Raw genomic sequence first — 22,917 nt, 5'->3', positions numbered from 1 at the left:
TAAAATCTGCAATAGGGTGGTAAGTTGTTAAACACGCTTTACAAAGAAAAAGCTGATTATTGTCCGCTGTTCTATTTTTTGAAACCCTTATATGGAGTCGGTAATTACACATGTCCAACGGATGTCGATTCACGACGGTCCTGGCATTAGAAGCGTGGTATTTTTTAAAGGGTGTAATATGCGTTGTGCTTGGTGCCATAACCCCGAAACATTTTCAAGGCAGCCACAGCTTAAATTTACGGCTGATAATTGCATTAGCTGTCAGGCCTGCGTAACGGCCTGTGAATCCGATGCTTTAAGCTATGAAAAGGGAAAGGTAATTTGGAAACCCACCGCTTGCAGGCAGTGCCATCAATGCGTGAGCCATTGTTTTACCAAAGCTTTAAAAGTGGTTGGGGAAAGATACCAAACCAGTGAGGTTGTCGAGCTACTTCGGCAGGATTTCCCTTTCTTTCGACAGTCGAATGGGGGCGTAACGCTGTCGGGTGGTGAGCCCATGATGCAAGGAGAAGCCCTCTTTCTTTTGCTGAAGGCTTTAAAAGCGGAAAAAATCCATTGTGTTGTGCAGACGAATATGTCTTACCCCTGGGCGCGTTATAAAAAGCTTCTGCCGCTGGTTGATTTGTGGATGGTGGACCTTAAATTGATGGATGCCGCGCAGCACCAAAAATGGACCGGGATACCCAATGAGCGCATACTGTCCAACATCCGCAAATTGGATGAAAAACAAGCGGCTTACGAATTGCGCTGCCCTGTGGTGCCAAAGGTAAATGACGAACCTGAACAGCTGAAAGCCATGGCGACGTTTATACATGCACTCAAACATTGTCAACATTTTCAGCTTAACGCCTTCCACCCAATGGGGGCACCAAAATATGATGCCCTCGGCATGAACAACCCTTTCAGGGAGGTCGATAGCCCTTCCGAAGATCGTATGGAATTTTTTAATCGAATGATACAATGGCAACAAAAACCATAAATTCAATATACGCTTTCGAGCAATATCAAGCGCGTATTGATGCGCTGAAAACAGCTAAGCGAGCTCAGACTAAAGAAAAAATAGAGAAGGAAGGCCTGCTTGATGAGGACGATTATGGACGGATTGCCGTACCTGACCAGCCGTGGAGCATTATCCCTAATCATGCGGATGGTTCCTTCTATGGATTGCAGGGCTGGACGATAAATTTTTGCAGCTTAATGGATCAGCATCCAACCTATGTAGATCCTAATGATGCTTTTGCTGGCAGATGGATTTACTTTATGTCTAAAATGCGTCCGAATAAATGGCACCCTGATTACCCCTTTAGTGAACTCATTGCAAATCAGCAAAAATATGACATCATTCACGGAATTGGGGATGATGCACACTTCGCTCCAGATTATGAACTGGGACTTGAATTGGGCTGGAGTGGACTTTTAGCGAAGATCGATCATTATAAACAGGTAAATACTACCCCTGAACAACAGGCCTTTTATACTGCCCATCAGCAGGGGATCAATAGCGTTTTGGGTTGGATAAAGCGACATGTTGAAGTGATTGAAGGGATGATTCCTGCGCAAAAAGATGCCGCCTTAAAAGAAAATCTCAAGCAAATGGCTGCTGTAAACAGCAATTTACTCAGTGCTCCACCCAAAACTTTCCGGGAAGCATGCCAATGGATTATCTGGTATCATTTAGCTTCGCGGACCTATAACCGTGATGGTGCCGGAGGACAGATCGATACGCTTCTTCAGCCCTTTTATGAACGAGATTTGGCCTTGGGACACATTGACCGTGCCGAAGCTGTATATCTGCTGTCATGTTTCTTGATCAACGACCCCATATACTGGCAATTGGGTGGACCCGACGGGCAAGGGGGCGATGTAGCTTCAGAAATCTCCTTCTTGATTCTTGAGGCTTGCGATAAGGTGAATAGTTCACTGAACATTACCATTCGGGTGCATGAAAATATGGATCAACAATTGTTCGATCGCTCTCTTCAGTACTTGATAAAAAATAAAAATGCCTGGCCAAGGTATTCCGGAGATAAAGCCCTTGTTGAAGGATTTATGAAAAACGGCTATGAGGAGTCGCTGGCGCAAAAGCGGATTGCGGTGGGCTGCAACTGGATGTCGTTACCGGGGTTGGAATATACCATGAATGACCTGGTGAAGATCAACCTGGCCAAAGTTTTTGAGGTGGCCTGGGAGGAACTGATCGAGGGATCGGATGAATACAACAGTCACCGGTTATGGGAGATTTTCAGCCACCATCTTACGATTGCGGTACAAACGGCCAGTGATGGAATTCGCCACCATTTGAAGTATCAGCAGTTTAATGAGCCAGAATTATTGCTCAATCTGTTGTCGTATGGGCCGCTTGAAAAAGGGGTGGATGTGAGTGCAGGAGGGGCCACTTATTATAACCTCTCGATAGATGGAGCGGGGCTTGCAGTAGTTGCAGACTCTTTTGCCGCCATTGAACAACGCATTGAGCATGAAGGAAAACTCTCCTGGAAGCAGCTGGCGCATTTACTCGATCATAATTTTGAAAACGATGGGGGAGAACGGTATCGTCACCTATTACAGAACAGTCAGCGCTTCGGACAGGGTAATACTTATGGCGATACATGGGCACAAAAAATCAGCCGATATTTTTCTCAATTGGTGAAAGCACAAAGCAATGATCAGGAAGGGTATTGCTTTATTCCTGGGCTATTTTCGTGGGCAAATACTGTGGGTTTGGGGCGAAGTGTAAAGGCGACACCGAATGGAAGAAAAGCCACCACACCTATTTCTCATGGCGCTAACCCAACCGCCGGATTTGTGATTGATGGCGGAGGGTCGCTCGCTTTGGCCACCTCAATAGCCAAAATTCAGCCTGGTTATGGCAATACCGCACCTATGCAGTGGGAGCTGGATCCTTCTTTAGCTGTTAGTGATTATATTGATTTAATTGGGGCCGTCATTAAAACCCATTTCGAATTGGGTGGCACTTTGATCAACGTCAATATTATGGATAAGCAAACGATCCTTGATGCGCACGAACGACCAGAAGCTTACCCGGATTTGGTGGTTCGAATTACAGGATTTACCGCCTATTTTTCAATGTTGTCCAAAGAGTTTAGACAACTGGTAGTGGATAGAATTTTAGAAAACTGATAAAAATGACAGAGCAATATAAGCATCAGGGTGAGGGGTATGCCCCTTTCCTGATTCGGGAAGGTTGGCAAGTAGCACAGCTGAATTATGCGCCATCCCTTAGCGTTGAAAAGATTGATCGACTGGATATTCATTATCACACCGACGAAGCTTTCCTACTGATGGCGGGGGAGGCCGTTTTGGTTTCTGCAAAAATTGCCGATCAGGGCATTCAATACGATATGCAAAAGATGGAGGCCGGCATCATTTATAATATCCCCAAAGAGGTATGGCACACCATAAGCCTAAAGCCTGGGGCTCAAGTGCTGATTATTGAAAAAGACAATACCCACCTCGGAGATTATGAATTTTATTTCTTCAATACTGCGGAACAGCAGGATTTCGCAAATTTAATGAAAGCCTGTTACCGTAATGGAGAAGTGTAATCAGTGTTTGAAATGACCAATAAAATGCCTGTTAATTCCAGCATGATATTTTACTATTCTAAGGGCTGAATGAAAAGCGGCTCAGCCATTTGCAATAAAAATCCCAAAAATTGGAAAGCACATCTGTCATCAAAAGCGTTGATGTGCTTTTTGTTTTTGCCCTTAAAGAATAGGTTGATAATTCGTGTTCATTTCTTGTTAAAAAACCTTGTGGTGCTTAACGCGATACTCCAAAGGCGTCAGGCCATATTGCTTTTTGAACAGTCTGAAGAAATAGCTGTGATTGCTGTAACCAGCGGTTGTATAGATGACTTTCAGTGGCGCATTGGTCATGACTAACTGGACGGCGATATAATTTAGGCGCTGAAAATTAATCATTTCTGTGAGTGTTTTTTGGTAATGAACCTTCATCAATCGGTTAACATGATCGCCACTTCGGTCACATAAACTGATGAATCCCTGCTGACCCTGCCGCATATTTTTTGGCTTTTTGAACCGCTTTAAAGCAGACATTAACCAGGCCGGGGGATCATTCTTCCCCTGTTCTACCACTTCAAGCTGAGAAAATAAATAGAGCAAAAACAAATCAAGCTGTAAAGGACTTTTTTCCTGTTTGGAAATGATATCCGTTCTTTTGATCATAGCCTGAAGCAGATCCGGAGAAAACTGCCCCATGAGTGGCATTGCAGTCGTTTGCTGCCAAAAGAAGGAACGCCCCTGATAATACCTTTCTTGATAATGATGCACCGCTGCCCAGGGAAGAGCAAGGTTAGTGATGACAAGTGCCTGCCCGAGTGAACTCTTAAAAGTATGAACATCTTCCGGCCTGATAAAACAATAACTCCCCTGTTGTATAGCGTACTGCTGACCATTGATCAGGTGTACCCCTGTTCCTGAAGAGATAAAGAAAAATTCGGCATAATCATGAGAATGAAATTGCAAATCACCCACATCTTCTATCACTGTTCTTGCGATATGAAAAGGTGCTGTGGGTGTTTCTACAAAGGTGCTAAAGTGAAATATTTTTCTTTGGGCGACGCTCATAATAAAAAAATTAGGGTGATAGTACTCCTGAAAGAAGTACTATCCAAAATTATTCCACCTTGTGCTGCTAACCGCTAAATTTATATGATAACGATATAATTGTGTGTTGTCCTGATATAAATTGGCTTCAAATTTTCAGCTGATGGACCGAAAAAGGTGATCATAAAAAATTAAGCCGTGACCTGGATATTATCGCCAAAGGCAACCGCATGACATCTGAGTTTTCGGCTTTTTTAAAAAGAATTTGGTTGATAATCATGCCATCACCATTGCAGGACTTGAACAAAATCACTTTAGATCGTTCGAGTCAATAAAGAACACCTTCTATGATAGCGCTTAAAAAAATAGCTAATTACTTAAGTACCGAAGCAGGAACGCAACATCAGAGTCTTTCAATGCCAAAGGGAAGAATATCCAGAAAGGTTTTAGAGGGATGTCTGATCTTTTATACATGCTGTTCCGGTGAGCAGACTATGCTCTGAAATTCGGAGTGAGTCCATTAAAAACGTATAGCTGATGACATAGCAAAAGGGGGAGAATCCTTAGATGATATCAGATACTTCTTATCATCTAAAGATTCTCCCCCTGAAAATATTCATAACTTTTTAAAGCGTATAATCAATCATTCCTTCGTAGGCACCACTTTTACCTGCTGGTATGATTTTTCCCTGATATTTCAGGTCCTCTCCCCAATTGCCACGGATCGTTGCCATGGCAAATCCCGACGGCTGGATGCTCATTGAGACATCAAAACTACCGTTGGCCCCAAAAATACTATACTGCACCTGGTAACCTCCATGCTTTAGTTTTTTGTAGTCGTATTTGGTTACTTGCCCCGCACAGGTAATACCTCCGAGACCATTGAAGCCAAAATCCAAATCATCAAATGCCAACTGCAGGACACCTCTTTCAGGCGTTACAGAAACAAAATTGGTGGAAGCACTCACATTCTCCGTATTTCCGTATCGGTCAAATAGCATATTGGCTTCCAAAATAAAGGATTGGTTTTCGACCATTACTGCGGTGAGTATGGCCATCTTTTCAGCCTCTTCTTTTGCCTTCTCTTTTCTTAGTTTTCTTTGTTCACGACGGATCTGTCGCTTCGATTGTTTGTTGTTCTCACTTTCAGTAGTAACACTGAACAGGGTGAAGGATGACAGGCATACGATCATCAACATTCCCAAAATTGATTTTAAAGTTTTCATCGATTGCAAATTTTTGTTCAACCATGGAAGCCTTGAAAAAACAAACACTTCCTTCTGCAATCACCACTGGGAATTATCGTCGCATTTTCCCTAACTCGCCTGTCTAAATTTATAAAAAACTTAAAAATACTTTGAAAAACCTCCTAAATGAGCGATTATGAAGCCCCAAACAACAACTGCTATGAGTAACTCAAAGACCGAAGTAACCCAATTGCTGAATCAACTTGATGTAGCTTCCAATAGAGAAAAATTGTATCCATTGGTTTATGATAATCTTCATGTGATCGCCAATAAGATTTTTTCTAACGAAAGAAATAACCATACGCTTCAGCCAACGCTGCTGGTTAATGAGGCCTATATGAATCTGGTGGATCAGGAAAACTTATCGTGGAACAGTCGAACCCATTTTTATGTGGTGGGCGCCAAGGCGATTCGCCGAATTTTGGTGCACCATGCCCGTACCAAAAATGCACAAAAAAGAGGAGGTGGAATGGTGAATGTTTCGCTTGATGAGGGGCTTACGGTGGCTGAAAATCAGGAGGAGGCGATTTTGGACATTCACGAAGGACTTGAAAAGTTGGCTGAGGTGTCTCCACGTCAGGCGCAGGTAGTGGAGATGAAATTTTTTGGTGGACTCAAAATGCAAGAGATTGCCGAGGAACTGAATGTCTCTATCAAAACGATTGAGGTAGACTGGAAGGTCGCCAAAGCTTGGTTGCGAAAGTTTATGAAAACGGAGGTTTAGTAATATTAAAACTCATTAATCTTGAGCATCCGATCATAAAGCACGATATAAAGATGTATTGACTTGTCCACAGATTACGCAGATTTCCACAGATTTTTCATTGAGTTTTTTTGAATCGATGCTTACAAATCAATAATTATAAATAATCATGGCAATCCTTCTAATCAAGTAAATCATGGTCTATAATACCAGGCTGTCGAATACGTTTGTACCTATCGGTACTGACGTTGCATGCAACGTCCCTACAGCAGTAGAAATCATGATTTTGGATGGGGTGATTGCATACTTTCGAGAGGCTACTATAATACCCCTAACATTATTGTGTCATGTTATCCAACTTGTTAAAAACAGCTTAGCCATAACTTCTATCCAATGAATCAACCTTTACACGAACGGGCTTCTGCGGTATTGGCCAAAGTGATGGATTTACCATCAGAGAAAGCGAAACAGCTCATTCTGCAAGAGTGTGCCGATGATTCCGCATTGCTTCAGGAAGTGATGACGCTCTTTAATGAGTTCAGCCTTGAGCAGGAACAAAGCACTGAACCAACACCAAACAAGACGGAAACGGCTTCAAAAATCAAAGTTCAGAAGCTGGACAGTATTTTCGTTAAAAGCAAAGCACACTATGACTTTTTCAGTAAGAAAGGGCCCCGAATGGTGCTGGCCTTTACTGTTTTGCTGCTTTTAATTGTTCTTGGGGAATTCGTCCGTTCTTCGATTAAGCGGGTGATCATCAATTCTGAACTCGAGGAAAAGGTGGCGCTTCTGGAAACCACCCGACAGGTGATGCTCGACTGGATCGACTTCGAGAAAGAGCGATTGCAACGAGTTGCTCAAGATGATTTTGTGATTACCCTTGTGCAAAACCTGAACAATATTTCCGATCAAGATTTGACGCCCACCGAAAGAGATCAATTGCTACTTTCCCTTTCGAATAAACTGCGCAGGCTGGAAAAAACCGCCAATTTTGAGTACCTCGGTATTTTGCATCTTGATGTGCCCGAAGTTCAGCTTTCTACCGTTATGGCGACGGATTCAACCCTATCGATTTTCAATGATCTGAAAGTGGGAGAAGGATTTTATGCCCATTACAATGAGTTGAAAAGAGGGGAGACGATCTTTGTTCCCCCTCTGCATGATCGGGAAGCAGGTTACGATGTGCCCGAGGATTTTAAGGGGTCTGCCAATTGTATTTTTGGTACCCCTGTCAAAAATGATCAGGGGCAAACTATCGCCTACCTCTATTCCATATCGATGCCCCAAAATCAGTTTTCCAAAATCTTCAATATTGCGCATCATGGCCGAAGTTCGGAAATTTATGCGTTGGACAATGAGGGGAGAATGGTGAGTGAAAGTCGCTTTATTAAGGACATCAAACCAACACTTTTATTGGACAGTGGGAAATACCATACGGCAGTATATAACCTCGAACTGCTGAACCCTGGAGGAAATATACTGGAGGGTTATGTTCCTGATGTTCCCCGTTTTCAGTGGCCTTTTACCGAGGTGGTGCAAGATATTCAGGCGCACCTGATCAAGCGGGACAGTGTCTTTTCTGGGGGGATTCATAGTGCCTATCGCGATTATCGAGGGATAATGGTAGTGGGGGCATGGCTTTGGCTTCCTGAATATGATTTTGGGATGATCGCCGAAGAGGATGAAGAAGAGGTACTTTCGATGATGTGGCATTTTGACTTGATCTTAGGTGTTTTCTATCTGATCATTGCTGTGTTGTTATATCTTTTGTACAATTCAAATATTGATTTAGCGAGATTTTCTAAAAAAATCCATCAATTGGATCAATTGGGGCAGTATCGATTAATTGAAAAAATCGGGGAAGGCGGATTCGGTGAAGTACATAAGGCAGAGCATTCTTTACTGAGGTTGCCCGTGGCAGTCAAGATGTTGAAAAAGAACATTGCTGATCAGGAAGCGATCGCCCGTTTTGAAAAAGAGGTGGCCATCACTTCTATGCTCAAACACCCTAATACCATCAATGTATTTGATTTCGGCACGACCGAACAAGGGGTCTTTTATTATGTGATGGAATTCATTGATGGCCTGCCTTTGGATAAGGTGCTGAAGATGCATGAACCTTTTCCGATTGAGCGTTGTATCAGTATTCTGAAACAAGTATGTTACTCATTGCAGGAGGCGCACCAGATGAATTTTGTTCACCGCGATATCAAGCCGATGAATATTATGATCAGTCAGCTTGGCGGTGCCTATGACCATGTGAAGCTATTGGATTTTGGATTGGTGAAAGATTTGGATGTGGCGACTGAACTGCAAACGCAGGCAGGGAAAATAGGAGGGACGCCGCTGTTTATGGCGCCTGAAAGAATCCGTGATCCTTTTAATAATGATGCCCGTGTAGATATTTATTCCTTGGGTGCCCTTGGTTTGTATATGCTTTCGGGAAAATACTTGGTGGAACTGATCTCTCAAAAGGTTTTTGCTGGAGATCAGACCATGAATGCTGATTACCGAAACCGACTGATTGAAAGGGAAGATGTGCCTGAGGACTTGAAAAACATATTGATGGAATGCGTGCGATTTGACCCCGAAAAAAGGGTGCAGCATGTTGAGCAAATCATCATGGTTTTGGAAACGCTTGAAAGAGAATATCCATGGTCAAGAACCGATGCGCAAAATTGGTGGAAGACCTATGAGGTTTATGGTTAACGGACATCATTTTTAAAAACGGTAACTGATTACAAAACGGAAAGCATTGCCTTGTGGCCGATTGATGGCCAACAGCTCAAAGTAATTGCGCATGCGGAACGAAAAATGTGATTTGGTGGTGTATCCCATTTCCCAGCCAAAGCCATTTTGCTGATGAAAAGCACGGTGCAAGGAGGGGTCTCCGCCGGTTTGAGGGGTGGTCTGAAATTGAAAAAATCCTACAACACCAAAGTCAAAACGCTCATCGAAAGTGGACCCCAGTCCCCATTCAAAGGTATTGGTCTGACCTGCCGTAACGCCGGTTCCTGCCTGTTGTCCACAGAACTGATAAGTGTTGATTCCACTGAAGTGGAAACGTTTTTCTTTATCGAAATACACGGTGGCGCCTACACTGTAGAAATGACTCAGGTAACCTTTCCCTAAATTATTATTGGCGCCCGCCTTGAATCGTCCTGTTGGGGCGAAAAAACCCGCACGGGCAGTGACAAATACCTGTTTCATTTGCCATTCAAGAGCTACCGGAAGGACGAATAAATCCCCGATGCCAAGTCTTGCGGTATTGACACTCAAGTCCACGGGGCTAAGGGCCAGATTGGTGATTGGAATGCCCAGCATTGCGCTGTATTTGGCACCGAATATCTTTTGCTTTGGGGTGTAAGCAAACAGGTTGATATTAGTGAAACTCATCACTGACTTGTTCATTTCAGACACATTGCCGTCATTGAATCGAAATTGTGAAGCCGTATAAATGTGATTGATGGTGGTATAATAAAATCCTGGCGCGGGAAGATGTGCACCGCGCAATCCATTCAGTGCATACCCGTAATGTCCTGTTTCCAGCACTTGCGCCTGGCTGTAACTCGTTAGGGCAATGACTATTCCGATTAGTATAATAAGAACTCTCATATTTTTGATATTTAATGTTTCATTCATCACTGGGAAAAAAACACCCTTAATCCCTATATTCTTTATAAAAAATAACCCCTTTCTCATCGCTAAAATAAGTGAGGGGTTATGGTAAATTTAGTGGTACAAAAACTTCATGATGGACTATGCACAAAAGATGTTGTTGAAAAATGAGTTGCAGAAAAAAAGCCCCCGAAGGGGCTCCTGAAAAATTGTGCAAACGAAAATTATAAGAAAAATGTCAATCCGATTCGGGCGGTTCCACCCAGTCTTTGATCCTGCTTGTAGAAGCCGGAGAGCTGCATTTTTTCACTCACTTTATATTGAGCCAAAAACTCGCAGGCCACATTGGTGGTTCCGTGTCTGAAGTCGGGCAATTGATAGATCGGTGTAATCATAGTAAAGAAGCGTTCGCTGAAAACGATAGGGGTAATAACCTGAAAGGACATCCCGTGCATTTCACGGTCGTCGGGCATTGGGATAGATTCCCTTACCTGTGGCGCTCCATTTATTTTTTTGGACTGATACATATAGGAAAGCACAGGGAAGAACTGAATCCAGTCAGCGACCATGATGCCGGCCGTTAGACCAGGAGAAACAATGAATCGTCCTGTTCCGAGCCCTTTTTCTGCATCACCTGTTGGGGCAAACACATCAATCGAAGGACCGAAAGCCCCGATGGTTTTTGAGTAGTCTTTATGTGACAGGTAGAAATATCTGAACCGGACATCACCTACGCCTCCTGCTTTGGTTTGGGTATTGTACAGGATCGGCAACTCTCCCATGAATAAGTGTTTCTCCGCAGGAGAGTACATGATCGAAGCACGATACCCCACCTGATTGGATCCTGGTGAAAATTCAACCTGATTGTCCATCAAGGTATAGAAGTTGGTGGGTTTTGAAGCATCAATTTTTTCTTCTTCCTGCGCATAGCCGGTAAGAGAGGCAAAGGCTACCATTAGTATTGTCAATATCTTTTTCATTGCTGTATTTTTTATAATTTTATTGTTTTTGTATTCACTTACCACTGGGAAAAACAGCAATATTTACCCTAATAATCTTGAATAAATAATTTGATTTTTTTTGCTATGAAGTTCAAAAAAGGATTGTACAATATTGTCGGAGGGGTGTTATTGACCATGATGATCAATTTTTAATTGAATAGACCTTATCATTAGGCTGTCGAATATTTTTGTCCCTATCGGTACGGACGTTGCATGCAACGTCCCTACGGCAGTAGAAATCATATTTTTGGTTGGGTGATGGTATATTTTCGACAGGCTACCTTATCATGAAAAATCTGTGGACAAATAAATCCGTGCTTAGAAAGTCATCATCACCCTGAAGCCTGGCACATAGTTCATCTTCTGGTTCACCCCATAGATGATCTGCATATTCACACTCGCCGTAAACCACGGACGCACGAACATCTTATAATAAGCATCCACACCAGCCTCAAATCGACCTTCATACGCTCCAGCACCTTCGTTCAGTACCACACTGTAACCCAATTGATCTCCATGCCGATTGAAGGGGGATAGGTGAACAAATCCCACACCATATCCTGCGCGGTATTTCTGAATCATGCCGTTTCCTGCTGATGCCTTCAGTGTCAGGATACTTTTCTTGCTCAGTCCCTGATTTCCCACATAAGCCCATCCGTAGGCATTTCGCATCGGGTGATATTCTGCCGATGTGATACGGTCAAATCCGTAGCAGGTAAAGACGTGGGAAGAGTACAGGTTGTCCTTGGTGGGAATATTCCACCGAACAAATCCCTGGTAGAACAACGGCTGATTACTGCTGAAAAATCGGTGAGGCTCCATGATCGGGCTCTTTTCGTTCGCATTAACAGCCAGCGCACCAATGCTGACATGGTTGCTCAAATGAAACTCGGTCAGCATGCCAAAGCCCGTACCCATAGGTGGAACAGGGTTGGAGGTCATCGTTTTGCTGAAGAACGTCATTCGGTCCCATCCCGCATAGTTGGTGAAAAGCGTCGAAAAAAGCGGATCAATCTTACCGATAGAGATGTCGAGTCGATCATCAAAAAACAGGTTCTGAACATATAAATATTCCAGACTCAACGCATGCCCAGTTGCATCAAAGCCATTAACCTGACTGAAGATGCCCAAGTCTTTTCCAAATTGCTTGGTGTTTACCCCCGCCAAAAGGGAGTTTTGCTCCACCCATCCGTGCACCTTCATTTTGTAGTTTTTGCTTTCTATCCAGCTGCCCTTGTAAAATAGCCCGAGGCTATGGTTGAGGCTGTGGGTTTGTTGTGAGCCATTGAAGCCAAACTGAACCGAGCTACCATAATAGGAGAGGAAGGCGTGTTTCTTTTTGGAATAATTCCAGTGTTGGAAATTAGTCATCCGTCCCTTGTTTTTGGTGGGTTTTGGCCATTCTTGTTGGTGATCAAAAGCTTCCTGCAAATCGTTTTCCATGGCTTCATGAATTGAGGGGGAAGATACTTTGAGGCTGTCGGTATTTTGGGCATGCAGTGGGACAAAGCTTAGTATCACCCCTAAAAAAATCATCGCCCCTATAATCAGCCAATACAACTGGTTTTTTGTTTTTTCGAGTTTCATGATGGTAAATTTTAGGCTAAAAAAAAGCGGAACTTTCGCCCCGCCTTTCTTCAATCACTGCTTCACTATAAATCCAACAGGGTCATTTGTTTTTTGTATCCTTTATTTTTATAAAGCTCAGCCGTTTCTTCTTCGAAATTACTGACCACTCGGAATACCATTTCGGTATCATAAGGCTTGCCGATGAACTGGATCCCGATAGGCATGTTTTGTCCACTAAGTCCGACTGGTGCACTAACGACCGGCATGAAATTCAACAGGTTGAAAGGCATGGTATATAGTGTTCCGACAAAGGCATCGTAACGAACCCCCTCTTCTTCCACCGTATCTTTGGTGAAATCATAATCGGCAGGAATATGTGGGGTCGCTACCGTTGGGCAAATCATCAAGTCAAAACCTTTGGAAAACACTTCACGGTGGATTGCCGCATACATTCCTTTGATCATCAACTCGGCGTCAAGCTGCTGGTCTTTGCCATAATCCGCTTCAACCGTTGCCTTTATAAAGGTGGCTGCATAGCCCGTCATCTCTTCCATATCATTATAATAGGCCTGGAAACCGGCACCCATCGCACCACTCAATGCCAAGTTTTTGAAACCATTGCGAAGGCTGTCGGCGCTAATACCGAAGTCCAATGCCACTTCCTGAACCACCGCACCGCGCGCCTGCAAATCAAGAATCGCATCGTCCATGGCTTCATCTACCTCGCGGCTTGGCTTGGTGATGCCCATTCCGCCGACATAGGCAATTTTGACACCCTTCAAGTCCTGGTATTCGGTGGGGTATTGTCGGTTAGGCAATAAATTTACCCCATTTGGTGAGTGCCCGTTGATTACGTTGTGCATCATGATCATGTCTGTTGCGTTTCTTGCCATTGGACCTGTGCCAGAGAAGGGTGCCAAAGGAGTTTCGGTGAACACTTCGCCAAAGCAAGGTTTGAAGCCATAAAGTCCGTTCACTGAGGCAGGGATCCGAATTGATCCTCCCATGTCAGAACCTGTTGCCAAGGTAACATAACCCGCGGCCAGGGCTGCACCTGACCCACCTGATGAAGCACCAACCGAATATTGTGGGTTCCATGGGTTACGTGTTACACCCCAAGCTTTGGAGTGGGTAACAAAATTAAGGTATAACTCAGGAACGGTGGTTTGAATCAGTGGAATCACTCCGGCATCCAGCAGCTTCTGGGTAACATCATCTGTATAATCTTTGGGGGCATCATTCAGGTGAACCACAGATCCCATTGTTACTTTCATTCCTTTCTCGTGGTGTTCATCTTTGAGTCCAACGGTTATGCCTTCCAAAGGCCGCTGTGTTCCGCTGGCGTAGCGTTTCGCCGATTCATAAGCACGTTCACGTGCGGTTTGAAAATGCTGATAAGTAATCGCGTTGATTTCTTTGTTGGTTTTTTCAATTTGCTGAATCTGCGCCTCAACAACATCAATGGGCTTGATCACCCCCGTCTTAAATAGTTTTACCTGAACATGAGCAGGCATAAATGCCAGTTCCTGTTGTGAAAATTTACTGATGAATGGCTTGGCATGCGATAGGCTACCGATCATTAAAAGCATTATAACCAATGCGGCGTGAATAATTTTTTGATTTCTCATGTTGTATTTCTTTTCGTTCACACATCACTGGGAAAAGGACAGCGAAAAACCCTAACCGGGATTCACATTTTTTATTTTATTTAAAATTTGCCGCTCAGTATTTAGAGCTCATTACAACTATAAAGGGAATTTTTTTAGGTGGTTTAATCAGCTTTTTTCCCAGTAGTGGGAGAGCAAATGATGGTGAAAGATGTATGGAAATCCCTCGCGTTAACCATTGCGGGCTTTTGATTTGTTGGTTCAATTTTCCGTAACCACCATCTCGATCCAGAAAAATAACCAAAAAAATAATCCTCACAGCCAGACCAAATAAATACCCTAACATTAAGTAATGCTCACAGCTACTATCAAAACATGATTCCTATACGGTGATGATCTGATCGCTTTCTCAGCTATCGTGAAAGGCATCCATTAAATCGATATTCCAATTTTAATTCATACACACAAAATGAAAAAGCTAAATATACTGATCGTATTCGTGATGGCACTTTACTCCCTTGGGTGCTCAAGTTCCTATAAACTGATGGAGCAAACCGGCGCCCTTTCACCCACCGAAATGAAAGAGAAAAGTTTGATGGTTTTGGTGCTTTATCCCGATGAACAAATTGAAAGCCGCGTCGCACTCGAAAAGAGTGTAGTGGATCATCTACGATCCAAAGACATCAAGGCCATTTGCTCCTATCAACACCTGACTTCTGTTGATGGTATAGCAACAAATTTGGACAATTTGATGACTTATGTATCATCAAATAAATGTCATAATTTATTGATTTTCAATCCTATAAAATCTATCGATTACAATGAAGATTCCTACCATAACCAAATGGGTGTCTATCGTGTGCTTGACCTTAAAACAGCCGAATTTTGGGGGAGCGTAGGCGCTCTTGCCGAATCCGCCGAAGCCTCAAGATTTATATATGGCGTTTCGATGTATGACCTGAACAAAAAGAAAGTCACCTATCAAGCCAAGTATAAAATCAAGGCGCCTGCAGGCTATGACCTTGAATATGCCAAGGGGTATGCCAAAGAGTTTGTTGATGAGATTATTGGTGATTTAAAATAACTTGATTTGGCTTGCGCTAAAGGAGGCTTTATTCGCCCTGAACCGCGTGGCAGGGCGATTCTAAAGCAAGTTAAAAAAGGATCAACAAGCCTGTTCCTAAGGAGTAGGAGGGAAACAAATCAGTGTCAAAAGCCAAAGTCATAAAATCCGTTTCCAGACTGAGATCAATAAATGCAAACTTGGACAGCCTTAACCGTAGACCAGTCGATCCAGCAAAACTTACCCCCATCCCTTCTTGATATTCGGGGTTTCGTAACGAAAAAATATTCAATCCAAGATCAAATTTCGGCTGAATAAATTTTGAGGAATAAACGTACTCGAACCGCAGGGGTATTCGGTATAGCGACTGCTGATTTTGCTGAGAGGAAAACAACAGACCTGTTTTCAGATAAATGCGCTCGTTTGATTTTGGCAACCAAAAATACAGTAACCCTCCCTGTTCAGCATAATTACCCAGGCCCTTAAAATGGGTTGAGGCAAAATAGGGTTCAATCGCCATTATGAATTTTGCCTTCTTCTTTTCAAAAACAATGCAGGTCCCTTCCCCACATACTTTGTCGTTGTACTTTTTGGTTAGATGGGTCAGTTGTTTTTCGTTGGGCTTTCGCATACCCTCAATTTCCTTGTAGAGGTCAGGGCAATCCACAAAATAGTTTTTTAATATCCCTATATATTTTGTCGATTTCCTCTGATAGCTCTTGCCCTGTTGGGAAATCATTTCATTTTGAAAAGGTAAAGCCATCACGCTACTATCATTGCAGTCGATCAGATAATGAAAATCTTCCCAGTCCCGTAAAAAATAAAGCCCTTTCTGTCCTTTAACCAAATATTCCACAAACACCTTTTCGACCATCTCCTGCTTTATGAAATTTTTGGAGACATAAAACTTCCCGTCCTTAAAGGTGTAACCCTTTATCTCATAAGGGCTTGCGGTATTCTCTTTGCCGTCAGCATCAATATAGCTACACAATTGGCTGTTTTTGATATCTCCTTGATACCGTATTTTGGTTTCCAATGAATCCGATTTGAAATACACTGTCCCAGGCCGATACTCCTGAGCTAAGAGCACGGCAGGAGATAAGATAAAGCTAAAAGCAAGTAAGAGCTGATTGATCCTCATGGATAAAAAACTAATTCACCGAAATATAGATGTTTTCCCTCTAAATCTCTTAAAAATAGTTGAATTCGAAAAGGCCCCCATTATGGGCCTTCCCAACGCAAGGAGTGAAATGCTTCACTTAACTCACCATGAAAAATAGATAACAGACTAACAATAAAAGAGATAAGCTTACATTTTATCAATTATTCAGATTGCAAAATTTGGGGAAAATATCTATAATAAAATTCATAGTTGCCACAAGCAGACCGATCATTATTTGATGATTGAAATTTGCTTCCCTACTTTTGTCTGTTTGGCCTTATTGGGAGGGAATCGCTCGAAAATTCATAAAAAAAGCGATTTCAGAAAAAAATTAAATTTGATTATCTAATCCATACTACCGATAATTCCTTCATTTTCTTGAGAAAGAAAATGAAATTGCTGAGCTTATTTCAAAATTTGACACATTTAAAGGTTGTAGATATTAGGGACAAAGAAGTGGCGAAAAAGTGATGAATGGCGTTCAAGTGGCTGTCTAAATGGGGAATACAGATTTTAAGGATTTTTTGACAGGCTCACTGTACGCTCAATATCACGAAGACTCATGGTGGTTTCAGTATGTAAAATTAAAACCAAAGTAGTAATGACCCAACAGTGGCTGTGGCGCTTAATTTTTTTTATCACCATATTTAGACCCGACTTTTTCCCTCTTTATACTTCTTTTTCCAAAATCGGCACGGGTCTTAAACCTTTCGATTTTGTTGATTCGCCTTTTCTCTTTTAACTCATGCGGTTGATTTTTTTCTTCTTAGGGATTTTTTATTTAGTTGATAACTCAAAGCTATTCTGGTAAGGTTGAATGACGGTTTGGATACTCAATTTAACCTTTTTTTCTGGAATTGTATTTTTGTGAATTTTCGACAGGCTACGTCAAGGCCTGAAGGAAACGAAAAGTTTGTTGGGTGTAGAAGCAGGAATAACAACTGCGTAGGCCGTAGGTATGGAAGGAGGTCATAAAAATCAGTAGGTGGTACCGGGGTGATTTTTGCATAGGACAATAGTATGTTTTGGCGTTGACAGTTTTTGTATAAAGTTATAGCTGGTGCCGCCTTCATATGATTCGTAAGCTAATAAAAAGCATAAAGGTAATTAATATAGTTATATTTTTGTTTGATTATAAAACTGGTATTAAGGAAAAACAGGAATCATAGTAGCTATTTTTACAAGCATTAAACGAAAGAAGGAAATCAATGAAATATGGACAACGCTTAAGCTGATTCGGGATAGGATATAAGAGGAGACGACTGAACTGCCTCCAACCATGAACCCGACTATTTAGTGTTGTTCTGTGCATGTATGTTTTACTATATAGAGGTTTTATGTTCAACAAAATATTTTAGGGTAGTACGAGAGATCTGCTTCACGTATCGTTGATAAGCAACACCTCAAGAAAGTGAAGTGCAAGATTGCTCGGTAACAGAAAATCAATTAGGAATCCGGTCAGCGCTTTAATGTAAATTAACAGGTAATTATTCAGTGGCCATATTCATGGATTTTTTAAGCCTGGAATCAAATGCGCAACAATCCATTTAAACTCGCTAAGGTTTTACTTGATGAGTACCTTGAGCTTAATATAACATACGGTTTAAAGGAGATCATTCTGAATTATAGTTGTGTAAAATTGTCCATCAGTTGAAAGTTATGGAATTTTATTTATATAAATAAAAGGGTGGGAGAGGGTTGTTGAGTTCATTATTAATAAAATATTCACACAATAAATATAAAATGGATAAAATAAATCATTTTCATAATGATGAAATAATCCAAATCCCAAATATATAAAATTTAAAATCGATCGGTTTGACCTTTTCTATCGGCTAATTTAAATGTTGAATTTTGTCGGTGTAGGGTGCTACGGTGGGTATTAGGGGCAATTCAAAATCGTGTCATTACATATTTTTTAGTCATAATTTGGGTGTGATTATTTATATTACTACTTTAAAAAGTAATAGTTTGTTGATCTTCAAGCATTCGAGGAATAGGATTAGAATACGATTTCAGGGCTATAATGCTTGTAAGTATTGCCGAAGTTTATTTGTTCAGAAGGAGATTTAATCGAATGAACTCGCATTAAAAATTAAATCAAGTAGTAGTCCTTCCTAATGTGTACAAGGCTATTTAACTTTTATTATTATTGTAAATATAATATAAGTTACGAAAAATAGTGGTTGGAGATCAAACTAAAAGAGTTTATTTTTTTGCTAAAAATGCTTTTATTGTATAGATTTTCGATTACAAATACTGGTTTTCAATAAGAGTGGTGGTTGTGTTTACGAGTACTTCTAAGGGGCTTAATATCTGACTTAAAATTTTTTTGACACTAGTAATTCATAATTATTGTTAGGCAAATTGAAATGTTTTGATTGCCTTTTGATTAGGAAAATATTGTTTTCTTCTTTGTAAGAATATATATTTGCATCCATTTAAATTAATCAAGTAGGCTGTGTTTAGAGAGGTACATTTAAAGAATTTTAAGGAGGTTGTATTTGGTTACAATCAAATACAACTATCTGACGAATTTATTCAAAAGGTAGGTGACAATTTTAATTTTCTACAATCTTTTTCAAAAGATAAAGTTATATATGGTGTCAATACTGGCTTTGGCCCAATGGCTCAATATAAAATAGAAAATGGTAAATTAAGGGAATTACAATACAATCTAATTCGTAGCCATGCGTCTGGTGCGGGAGATATGTTTCCTGAAGTCGCTCTGCGTGCCATTATGTTCGCTCGTTTATGTTCTCTTGCTCAAGTAAAATCTGGCGTGCACCCCAGTCTGCTTGAGACTATAACTCAACTACTTAACCTAAATGTACTGCCTGTTATTTATGAACATGGCGGTGTAGGGGCAAGTGGTGACTTGGTTCAATTGGCACACTTAGCCTTATGCTTGATCGGAGAAGGAGAGGTTTTGTATCAAGGGAAGATTAGACCTACAGCGGAAGTTTTTGCTGAATTGAATATAGAGCCGATAAATATTTACATCAGAGAAGGATTAGCTTTGTTAAATGGTACCTCGGCAATGACAGGTGTTGGACTTGTTAACTTAGTTCATGCTTATAATCTTTTGGATATTGAATTGCAAGCTTCTTGTGTGATGAATGAAATTGTATCATCGTTTGATGATCATTACTCCAAAGAGCTTAATCAAGTAAAAGGACATTCGGGTCAGAACGAGATTGCCTCCATGATGAGAGAAAAGCTTTTAGGGGCCTCAAGAATTAAAAGTAGACATCAGCATTTATACAAAAAAACAGAGGTTGCTGAGTTTAAAGACAAGGTGCAGGAATACTACTCATTGAGATGTATTCCCCAAATTCTTGGGCCAATTTTGGACTGTGTCAAGCAAGCAGAAACGGTACTTTTAAATGAACTTAATTCTGCAAATGACAATCCGGTTATTGATTCGGATATAGAGGATGTTTTTCATGGGGGAAATTTTCATGGAGATTATGTTTCCTTTGAGATGGATAAACTTAAAATAGCCATGGCGAAACTGTCTATTTTGTCTGAACGCCATGTTAACTTTCTTTGTAACTCTAAGATCAACAACATTCTTCCTCCATTTGTGAATCAAGGTGTTTTAGGTTTAAATATGGGAGTTCAAGGGATTGTTTTTACGGCTGCTTCAACAACAGCAGAGAACCAGATGCTGGCCAATCCAATGTATGTTCATAGCATTCCTAATAATAATGACAACATGGATGTTGTGAGTATGGGTTGTAATGCAGCAAATATCACAAATCGAGTAATCAATAATACATATCAGGTAATCGCTATTGAATTAATTACGATGATCCAAGGAATTGATTGTTTGAAGGCGTCTGCTGAATTATCTAAAAGCGCACGTCAACTATACGGATCGTTACGTGAGATTACTCCTAATTTCGTTGAGGACATCATTCCCCATATCGAAACTAAGAAGATCGAACAATACATGCGCTCACTAATTTTGGGCAATAAACGAAATTAATTTTAAGCAGAAAATGGAATCAAAAAAGGTAATTTTAATTACTGGAGCATCGCGAGGCATTGGGCGTGCGACGGCTATAAAAATGGCAACTTCAGGAACGCATATTCTGATTAATTATCAGTCCAATATAGTTGCTGCAGAAGAAACAAAGTGCCTTGTTGAGCTGGAAGGGGCAACCGCTGAGTTACTCCCTTTTAATGTCAATGATGCTGAGGCGGTGGATCAAGCATTGGACCTGTGGCATGAGCAGAACCCTGAACTTTTTATTGATACGCTTGTGAATAATGCGGGTATTCGTAATGATACCTTGATGATGTGGATGAGCAATGAAAGTTGGGAGTCGGTATTAAACACCTCTTTGAATGGTTTTTTCTATTGCACACGCAGACTTTTGAAAAATATGCTGGTCAATAAGAAAGGTAATATTGTCAACGTTGTTTCTTTATCTGGAATAAAGGGCCAAGCGGGGCAAGTTAATTATTCCGCTGCTAAAAGCGGTGTTATAGGAGCAACCAAAGCCTTGGCACAAGAGGTTGGGAAGAAAGGAGTTAGGGTAAATGCCGTAGCGCCTGGTTTTATCATGACCGATATGACCGAGGATCTTCCGATAAAAGATTTGAAAAAGATGATTCCTTTGAACCGATTCGGTAAAGCGGAAGAAGTGGCCGACGCTATTTCTTTTTTAGCGTCTTCTTCTTCCTCTTATATTACAGGAGAGGTCTTATCGATTAATGGTGGGTTATATACCTAATTTATAACTGGATTATTTAATACGCATTTAGGAAATGCTCTTTCAGGGGAAATAATACTGAAGGCTTTGGTATAAGAAATTATTGGGCAAAAGTAATCCGCCAGGCGATTCACTTGTTGCGCCTAAACTTGAAAAACGGTAAAATTTTTAGATGGAAAATAAAGTGGTAATCACTGGCGTAGGCATTTATTCATGTCTGGGGACGAGTGTTGATGAGGTGAAGAAATCCCTGTTTGAAGGACGTTCAGGGATAGGCATCGATCCAAGAAGGATAGCATTAGGTTTTCAATCTGCTTTGACAGGCTTAGTCCCTAAACCGGAATTGAAAAAGCTATTGAAGAGACGCCAGCGTATCGGTTTGGGTGAACAGGGCGAATATGCCTATGTATCGACTGTTGAGGCCTTAAAAATGGCCAATATTGATCAGGCATATTTAGACCAAAATGAAGTAGGTATATTATTTGGAAATGATAGTTGTGCTCGGGCTGTGATCGACAGTGTTGATGTGTTGCGAGAGAAAAAGGATACGAGCCTGATAGGATCAGCTCCTTTATTTCAGACAATGAACTGTACGGTAACAATGAACTTGTCAACCATTTTTAAATTGAAAGGAGTGAACTTTACCATCTCTGGGGCTTGTGCAAGTGGTTCTCACTCTGTGGGAATGGCCTACACACTGATCAAGGCCGGCTTGCAGGAAATGATTATTTGTGGTGGCGCGCAGGAGATTAACGCTGAGTCGATGGGAGCTTTTGATGCACTTGGAGCTTTTGCAACCAATGAGGACCCGACAAAAGCGAGTAAGCCATTTGATAAATACAGAAGCGGACTGGTACCGAGTGGTGGTGCTGCGACTTTAGTGTTGGAATCTTATGAGTCCGCGGTAAAACGAGGAGCAACTATTTTGGCTGAGGTAGCCGGCTATGGCTTTTCCTCTAACGGGGATCACATATCAGTACCTAATGTTGACGGCCCAGTACGGGCGCTGAATAAAGCCTTGAAACAAGCCAAAATGCGTGCTGAAGAAATCGATTACGTCAATGCACATGCCACTTCGACCCCTGTTGGTGATGGAAATGAAGCCAAAGCTATTGACGAAGTATTCGGGGCAAAAAAACCATTTGTAAGTTCCACCAAGTCAATGACAGGCCATGAGTGCTGGATGGCAGGAGCGAGTGAAGTTATTTATTCACTCATCATGATGAATAATGATTTCGTAGCTCCAAACATAAATTTTGACGAGCCTGACGAAGACTCTCAAAAATTGAATATAGTAAGCAAAACAAAAGAAACAAAAATTAATGCATTGTTGACTAACTCTTTTGGATTTGGTGGAACAAATGCGGCAATAATTTTAAAAAAATATGGAAAAGACGGAACTAATTGAGAAAATAAACATCTTTTTGATCGAGGAATTTGAGGTTGAGGGCGAATTGAATGCTGATGAGTCTCTGATGGAAGCCTTGGATTTGGATAGCCTTGATTTGGTAGACCTTGTTGTTGTGATCGAAAAGAAATTCGGTTTTAAAGTTAAGAGTGAGGACTTTGAAGGAATCCGTACTTTGAACGATTTTTACGACTATGTTTACCAACGTACACAACATAATTCATAAGGA

Annotated in this window: 17 protein-coding genes; 10 read left to right on the top strand and 7 right to left on the bottom strand. The window is 41.4% G+C overall.

Annotation, left to right across the window (positions count from 1 at the left end; translation table 11 throughout):
- Positions 1–91: 91 nt before the first annotated feature.
- From AABK40_RS22095 to AABK40_RS22085, 3 genes are read left to right on the top strand one after another with little or no spacing between them, the layout of a single operon-like run.
- Positions 92–979, top strand: a complete 888-nt coding sequence (locus tag AABK40_RS22095) for a glycyl-radical enzyme activating protein (protein ID WP_338399329.1) — start codon at positions 92–94, stop codon at positions 977–979.
- Positions 961–3,141, top strand: coding sequence for a pyruvate formate lyase family protein (locus AABK40_RS22090; protein ID WP_338399328.1), 2,181 nt, complete (start codon positions 961–963; stop codon positions 3,139–3,141). The genes AABK40_RS22095 and AABK40_RS22090 overlap by 19 nt, the downstream gene beginning before the upstream one ends.
- Positions 3,142–3,146: 5 nt before the next feature.
- Positions 3,147–3,566, top strand: coding sequence for a hypothetical protein (locus AABK40_RS22085; RefSeq protein WP_338399327.1), 420 nt, complete (start codon positions 3,147–3,149; stop codon positions 3,564–3,566).
- A gap of 198 nt (positions 3,567–3,764) precedes the next feature.
- Here AABK40_RS22085 and AABK40_RS22080 read toward each other — a convergent pair whose 3' ends face one another.
- Both AABK40_RS22080 and AABK40_RS22075 read right to left on the bottom strand, forming a co-directional pair.
- Positions 3,765–4,610 carry an AraC family transcriptional regulator gene (locus AABK40_RS22080; RefSeq protein WP_338399326.1) on the bottom strand — a complete coding sequence of 282 codons (846 nt, stop codon included), beginning with the start codon at positions 4,608–4,610 and terminating at the stop codon, positions 3,765–3,767.
- Between the two features lie 605 nt (positions 4,611–5,215).
- Positions 5,216–5,815 carry a DUF4251 domain-containing protein gene (locus tag AABK40_RS22075; protein ID WP_338399325.1) on the bottom strand — a complete coding sequence of 200 codons (600 nt, stop codon included), beginning with the start codon at positions 5,813–5,815 and terminating at the stop codon, positions 5,216–5,218.
- A 181-nt stretch (positions 5,816–5,996) separates the two neighbouring features.
- On the opposite strand from AABK40_RS22075, the gene AABK40_RS22070 reads away from it, so the two are divergent.
- Entirely contained in the window at positions 5,997–6,560 is a 564-nt protein-coding gene (locus AABK40_RS22070; RefSeq protein WP_338399324.1) for a sigma-70 family RNA polymerase sigma factor, read from the top strand.
- A 372-nt stretch (positions 6,561–6,932) separates the two neighbouring features.
- Positions 6,933–9,248, top strand: a complete 2,316-nt coding sequence (locus tag AABK40_RS22065) for a serine/threonine protein kinase (protein WP_338399323.1) — start codon at positions 6,933–6,935, stop codon at positions 9,246–9,248.
- 12 nt (positions 9,249–9,260) lie between these two features.
- On the opposite strand, the gene AABK40_RS22060 is transcribed toward AABK40_RS22065, so the two are convergent.
- From AABK40_RS22060 to AABK40_RS22045, 4 genes are all read right to left on the bottom strand, one after another.
- The gene (locus tag AABK40_RS22060) at positions 9,261–10,154 is read right to left on the bottom strand and encodes a SphA family protein (RefSeq protein ID WP_338399322.1); all 894 of its coding nucleotides are present in this window, start codon (positions 10,152–10,154) and stop codon (positions 9,261–9,263) included.
- Between the two features lie 227 nt (positions 10,155–10,381).
- Positions 10,382–11,137, bottom strand: a complete 756-nt coding sequence (locus AABK40_RS22055; RefSeq protein ID WP_338399321.1) for a hypothetical protein — start codon at positions 11,135–11,137, stop codon at positions 10,382–10,384.
- Between the two features lie 339 nt (positions 11,138–11,476).
- Positions 11,477–12,745 (bottom strand): hypothetical protein, encoded by a 1,269-nt coding sequence (locus AABK40_RS22050; protein WP_338399320.1) that lies wholly within the window; start codon positions 12,743–12,745, stop codon positions 11,477–11,479.
- A 65-nt stretch (positions 12,746–12,810) separates the two neighbouring features.
- The gene (locus AABK40_RS22045) at positions 12,811–14,355 is read right to left on the bottom strand and encodes an amidase (protein WP_338399319.1); all 1,545 of its coding nucleotides are present in this window, start codon (positions 14,353–14,355) and stop codon (positions 12,811–12,813) included.
- Between the two features lie 448 nt (positions 14,356–14,803).
- On the opposite strand from AABK40_RS22045, the gene AABK40_RS22040 reads away from it, so the two are divergent.
- The gene (locus tag AABK40_RS22040) at positions 14,804–15,418 is read left to right on the top strand and encodes a hypothetical protein (RefSeq protein WP_338399318.1); all 615 of its coding nucleotides are present in this window, start codon (positions 14,804–14,806) and stop codon (positions 15,416–15,418) included.
- 70 nt (positions 15,419–15,488) lie between these two features.
- Here AABK40_RS22040 and AABK40_RS22035 read toward each other — a convergent pair whose 3' ends face one another.
- Positions 15,489–16,433, bottom strand: a complete 945-nt coding sequence (locus AABK40_RS22035) for a hypothetical protein (RefSeq protein ID WP_338399317.1) — start codon at positions 16,431–16,433, stop codon at positions 15,489–15,491.
- Positions 16,434–19,020: 2,587 nt separating this feature from the next.
- On the opposite strand from AABK40_RS22035, the gene flxA reads away from it, so the two are divergent.
- The 4 genes from flxA to AABK40_RS22015 all read left to right on the top strand — a co-directional run bounded on the left by flxA (position 19,021) and on the right by AABK40_RS22015 (position 22,914).
- Positions 19,021–20,550, top strand: a complete 1,530-nt coding sequence (gene flxA / locus AABK40_RS22030; RefSeq protein ID WP_338399316.1) for a flexirubin biosynthesis tyrosine ammonia-lyase FlxA — start codon at positions 19,021–19,023, stop codon at positions 20,548–20,550.
- A 13-nt stretch (positions 20,551–20,563) separates the two neighbouring features.
- The gene (gene flxB, locus AABK40_RS22025) at positions 20,564–21,301 is read left to right on the top strand and encodes a flexirubin biosynthesis SDR family reductase FlxB (protein WP_338399315.1); all 738 of its coding nucleotides are present in this window, start codon (positions 20,564–20,566) and stop codon (positions 21,299–21,301) included.
- A 151-nt stretch (positions 21,302–21,452) separates the two neighbouring features.
- A complete protein-coding gene (locus tag AABK40_RS22020; protein WP_338399314.1) occupies positions 21,453–22,688 on the top strand; it encodes a beta-ketoacyl-[acyl-carrier-protein] synthase family protein in 1,236 nt (411 codons plus the stop codon).
- Positions 22,666–22,914 carry a phosphopantetheine-binding protein gene (locus tag AABK40_RS22015; protein ID WP_338399313.1) on the top strand — a complete coding sequence of 83 codons (249 nt, stop codon included), beginning with the start codon at positions 22,666–22,668 and terminating at the stop codon, positions 22,912–22,914. The genes AABK40_RS22020 and AABK40_RS22015 overlap by 23 nt, the downstream gene beginning before the upstream one ends.
- The last annotated feature ends 3 nt before the right edge of the window (positions 22,915–22,917 follow it).

The organism is Persicobacter psychrovividus, from assembly GCF_036492425.1.
GTDB lineage: Bacteria > Bacteroidota > Bacteroidia > Cytophagales > Cyclobacteriaceae > Persicobacter > Persicobacter psychrovividus.
The sequence above is the reverse complement of the archived record's forward strand: the minus strand, read 5'-3'. Positions and strand labels throughout refer to the sequence as shown.

What these genes read in the sequence shown, in the direction of transcription:
- AABK40_RS22040 (WP_338399318.1), top strand. Translation starts at nt 14,804, where the DNA reads ATGAAAAAGCTAAATATACTGATCGTATTCGTGATGGCACTTTACTCC.
- AABK40_RS22015 (WP_338399313.1), top strand. Translation starts at nt 22,666, where the DNA reads ATGGAAAAGACGGAACTAATTGAGAAAATAAACATCTTTTTGATCGAG.
- flxB (WP_338399315.1), top strand. Translation starts at nt 20,564, where the DNA reads ATGGAATCAAAAAAGGTAATTTTAATTACTGGAGCATCGCGAGGCATT.
- AABK40_RS22045 (WP_338399319.1), bottom strand. Translation starts at nt 14,355, where the DNA reads ATGAGAAATCAAAAAATTATTCACGCCGCATTGGTTATAATGCTTTTA.
- AABK40_RS22090 (WP_338399328.1), top strand. Translation starts at nt 961, where the DNA reads ATGGCAACAAAAACCATAAATTCAATATACGCTTTCGAGCAATATCAA.
- AABK40_RS22070 (WP_338399324.1), top strand. Translation starts at nt 5,997, where the DNA reads ATGAGTAACTCAAAGACCGAAGTAACCCAATTGCTGAATCAACTTGAT.
- AABK40_RS22075 (WP_338399325.1), bottom strand. Translation starts at nt 5,815, where the DNA reads ATGAAAACTTTAAAATCAATTTTGGGAATGTTGATGATCGTATGCCTG.
- AABK40_RS22065 (WP_338399323.1), top strand. Translation starts at nt 6,933, where the DNA reads ATGAATCAACCTTTACACGAACGGGCTTCTGCGGTATTGGCCAAAGTG.
- AABK40_RS22060 (WP_338399322.1), bottom strand. Translation starts at nt 10,154, where the DNA reads ATGAGAGTTCTTATTATACTAATCGGAATAGTCATTGCCCTAACGAGT.
- AABK40_RS22080 (WP_338399326.1), bottom strand. Translation starts at nt 4,610, where the DNA reads ATGAGCGTCGCCCAAAGAAAAATATTTCACTTTAGCACCTTTGTAGAA.
- AABK40_RS22050 (WP_338399320.1), bottom strand. Translation starts at nt 12,745, where the DNA reads ATGAAACTCGAAAAAACAAAAAACCAGTTGTATTGGCTGATTATAGGG.
- AABK40_RS22095 (WP_338399329.1), top strand. Translation starts at nt 92, where the DNA reads ATGGAGTCGGTAATTACACATGTCCAACGGATGTCGATTCACGACGGT.
- AABK40_RS22020 (WP_338399314.1), top strand. Translation starts at nt 21,453, where the DNA reads ATGGAAAATAAAGTGGTAATCACTGGCGTAGGCATTTATTCATGTCTG.
- AABK40_RS22055 (WP_338399321.1), bottom strand. Translation starts at nt 11,137, where the DNA reads ATGAAAAAGATATTGACAATACTAATGGTAGCCTTTGCCTCTCTTACC.
- AABK40_RS22085 (WP_338399327.1), top strand. Translation starts at nt 3,147, where the DNA reads ATGACAGAGCAATATAAGCATCAGGGTGAGGGGTATGCCCCTTTCCTG.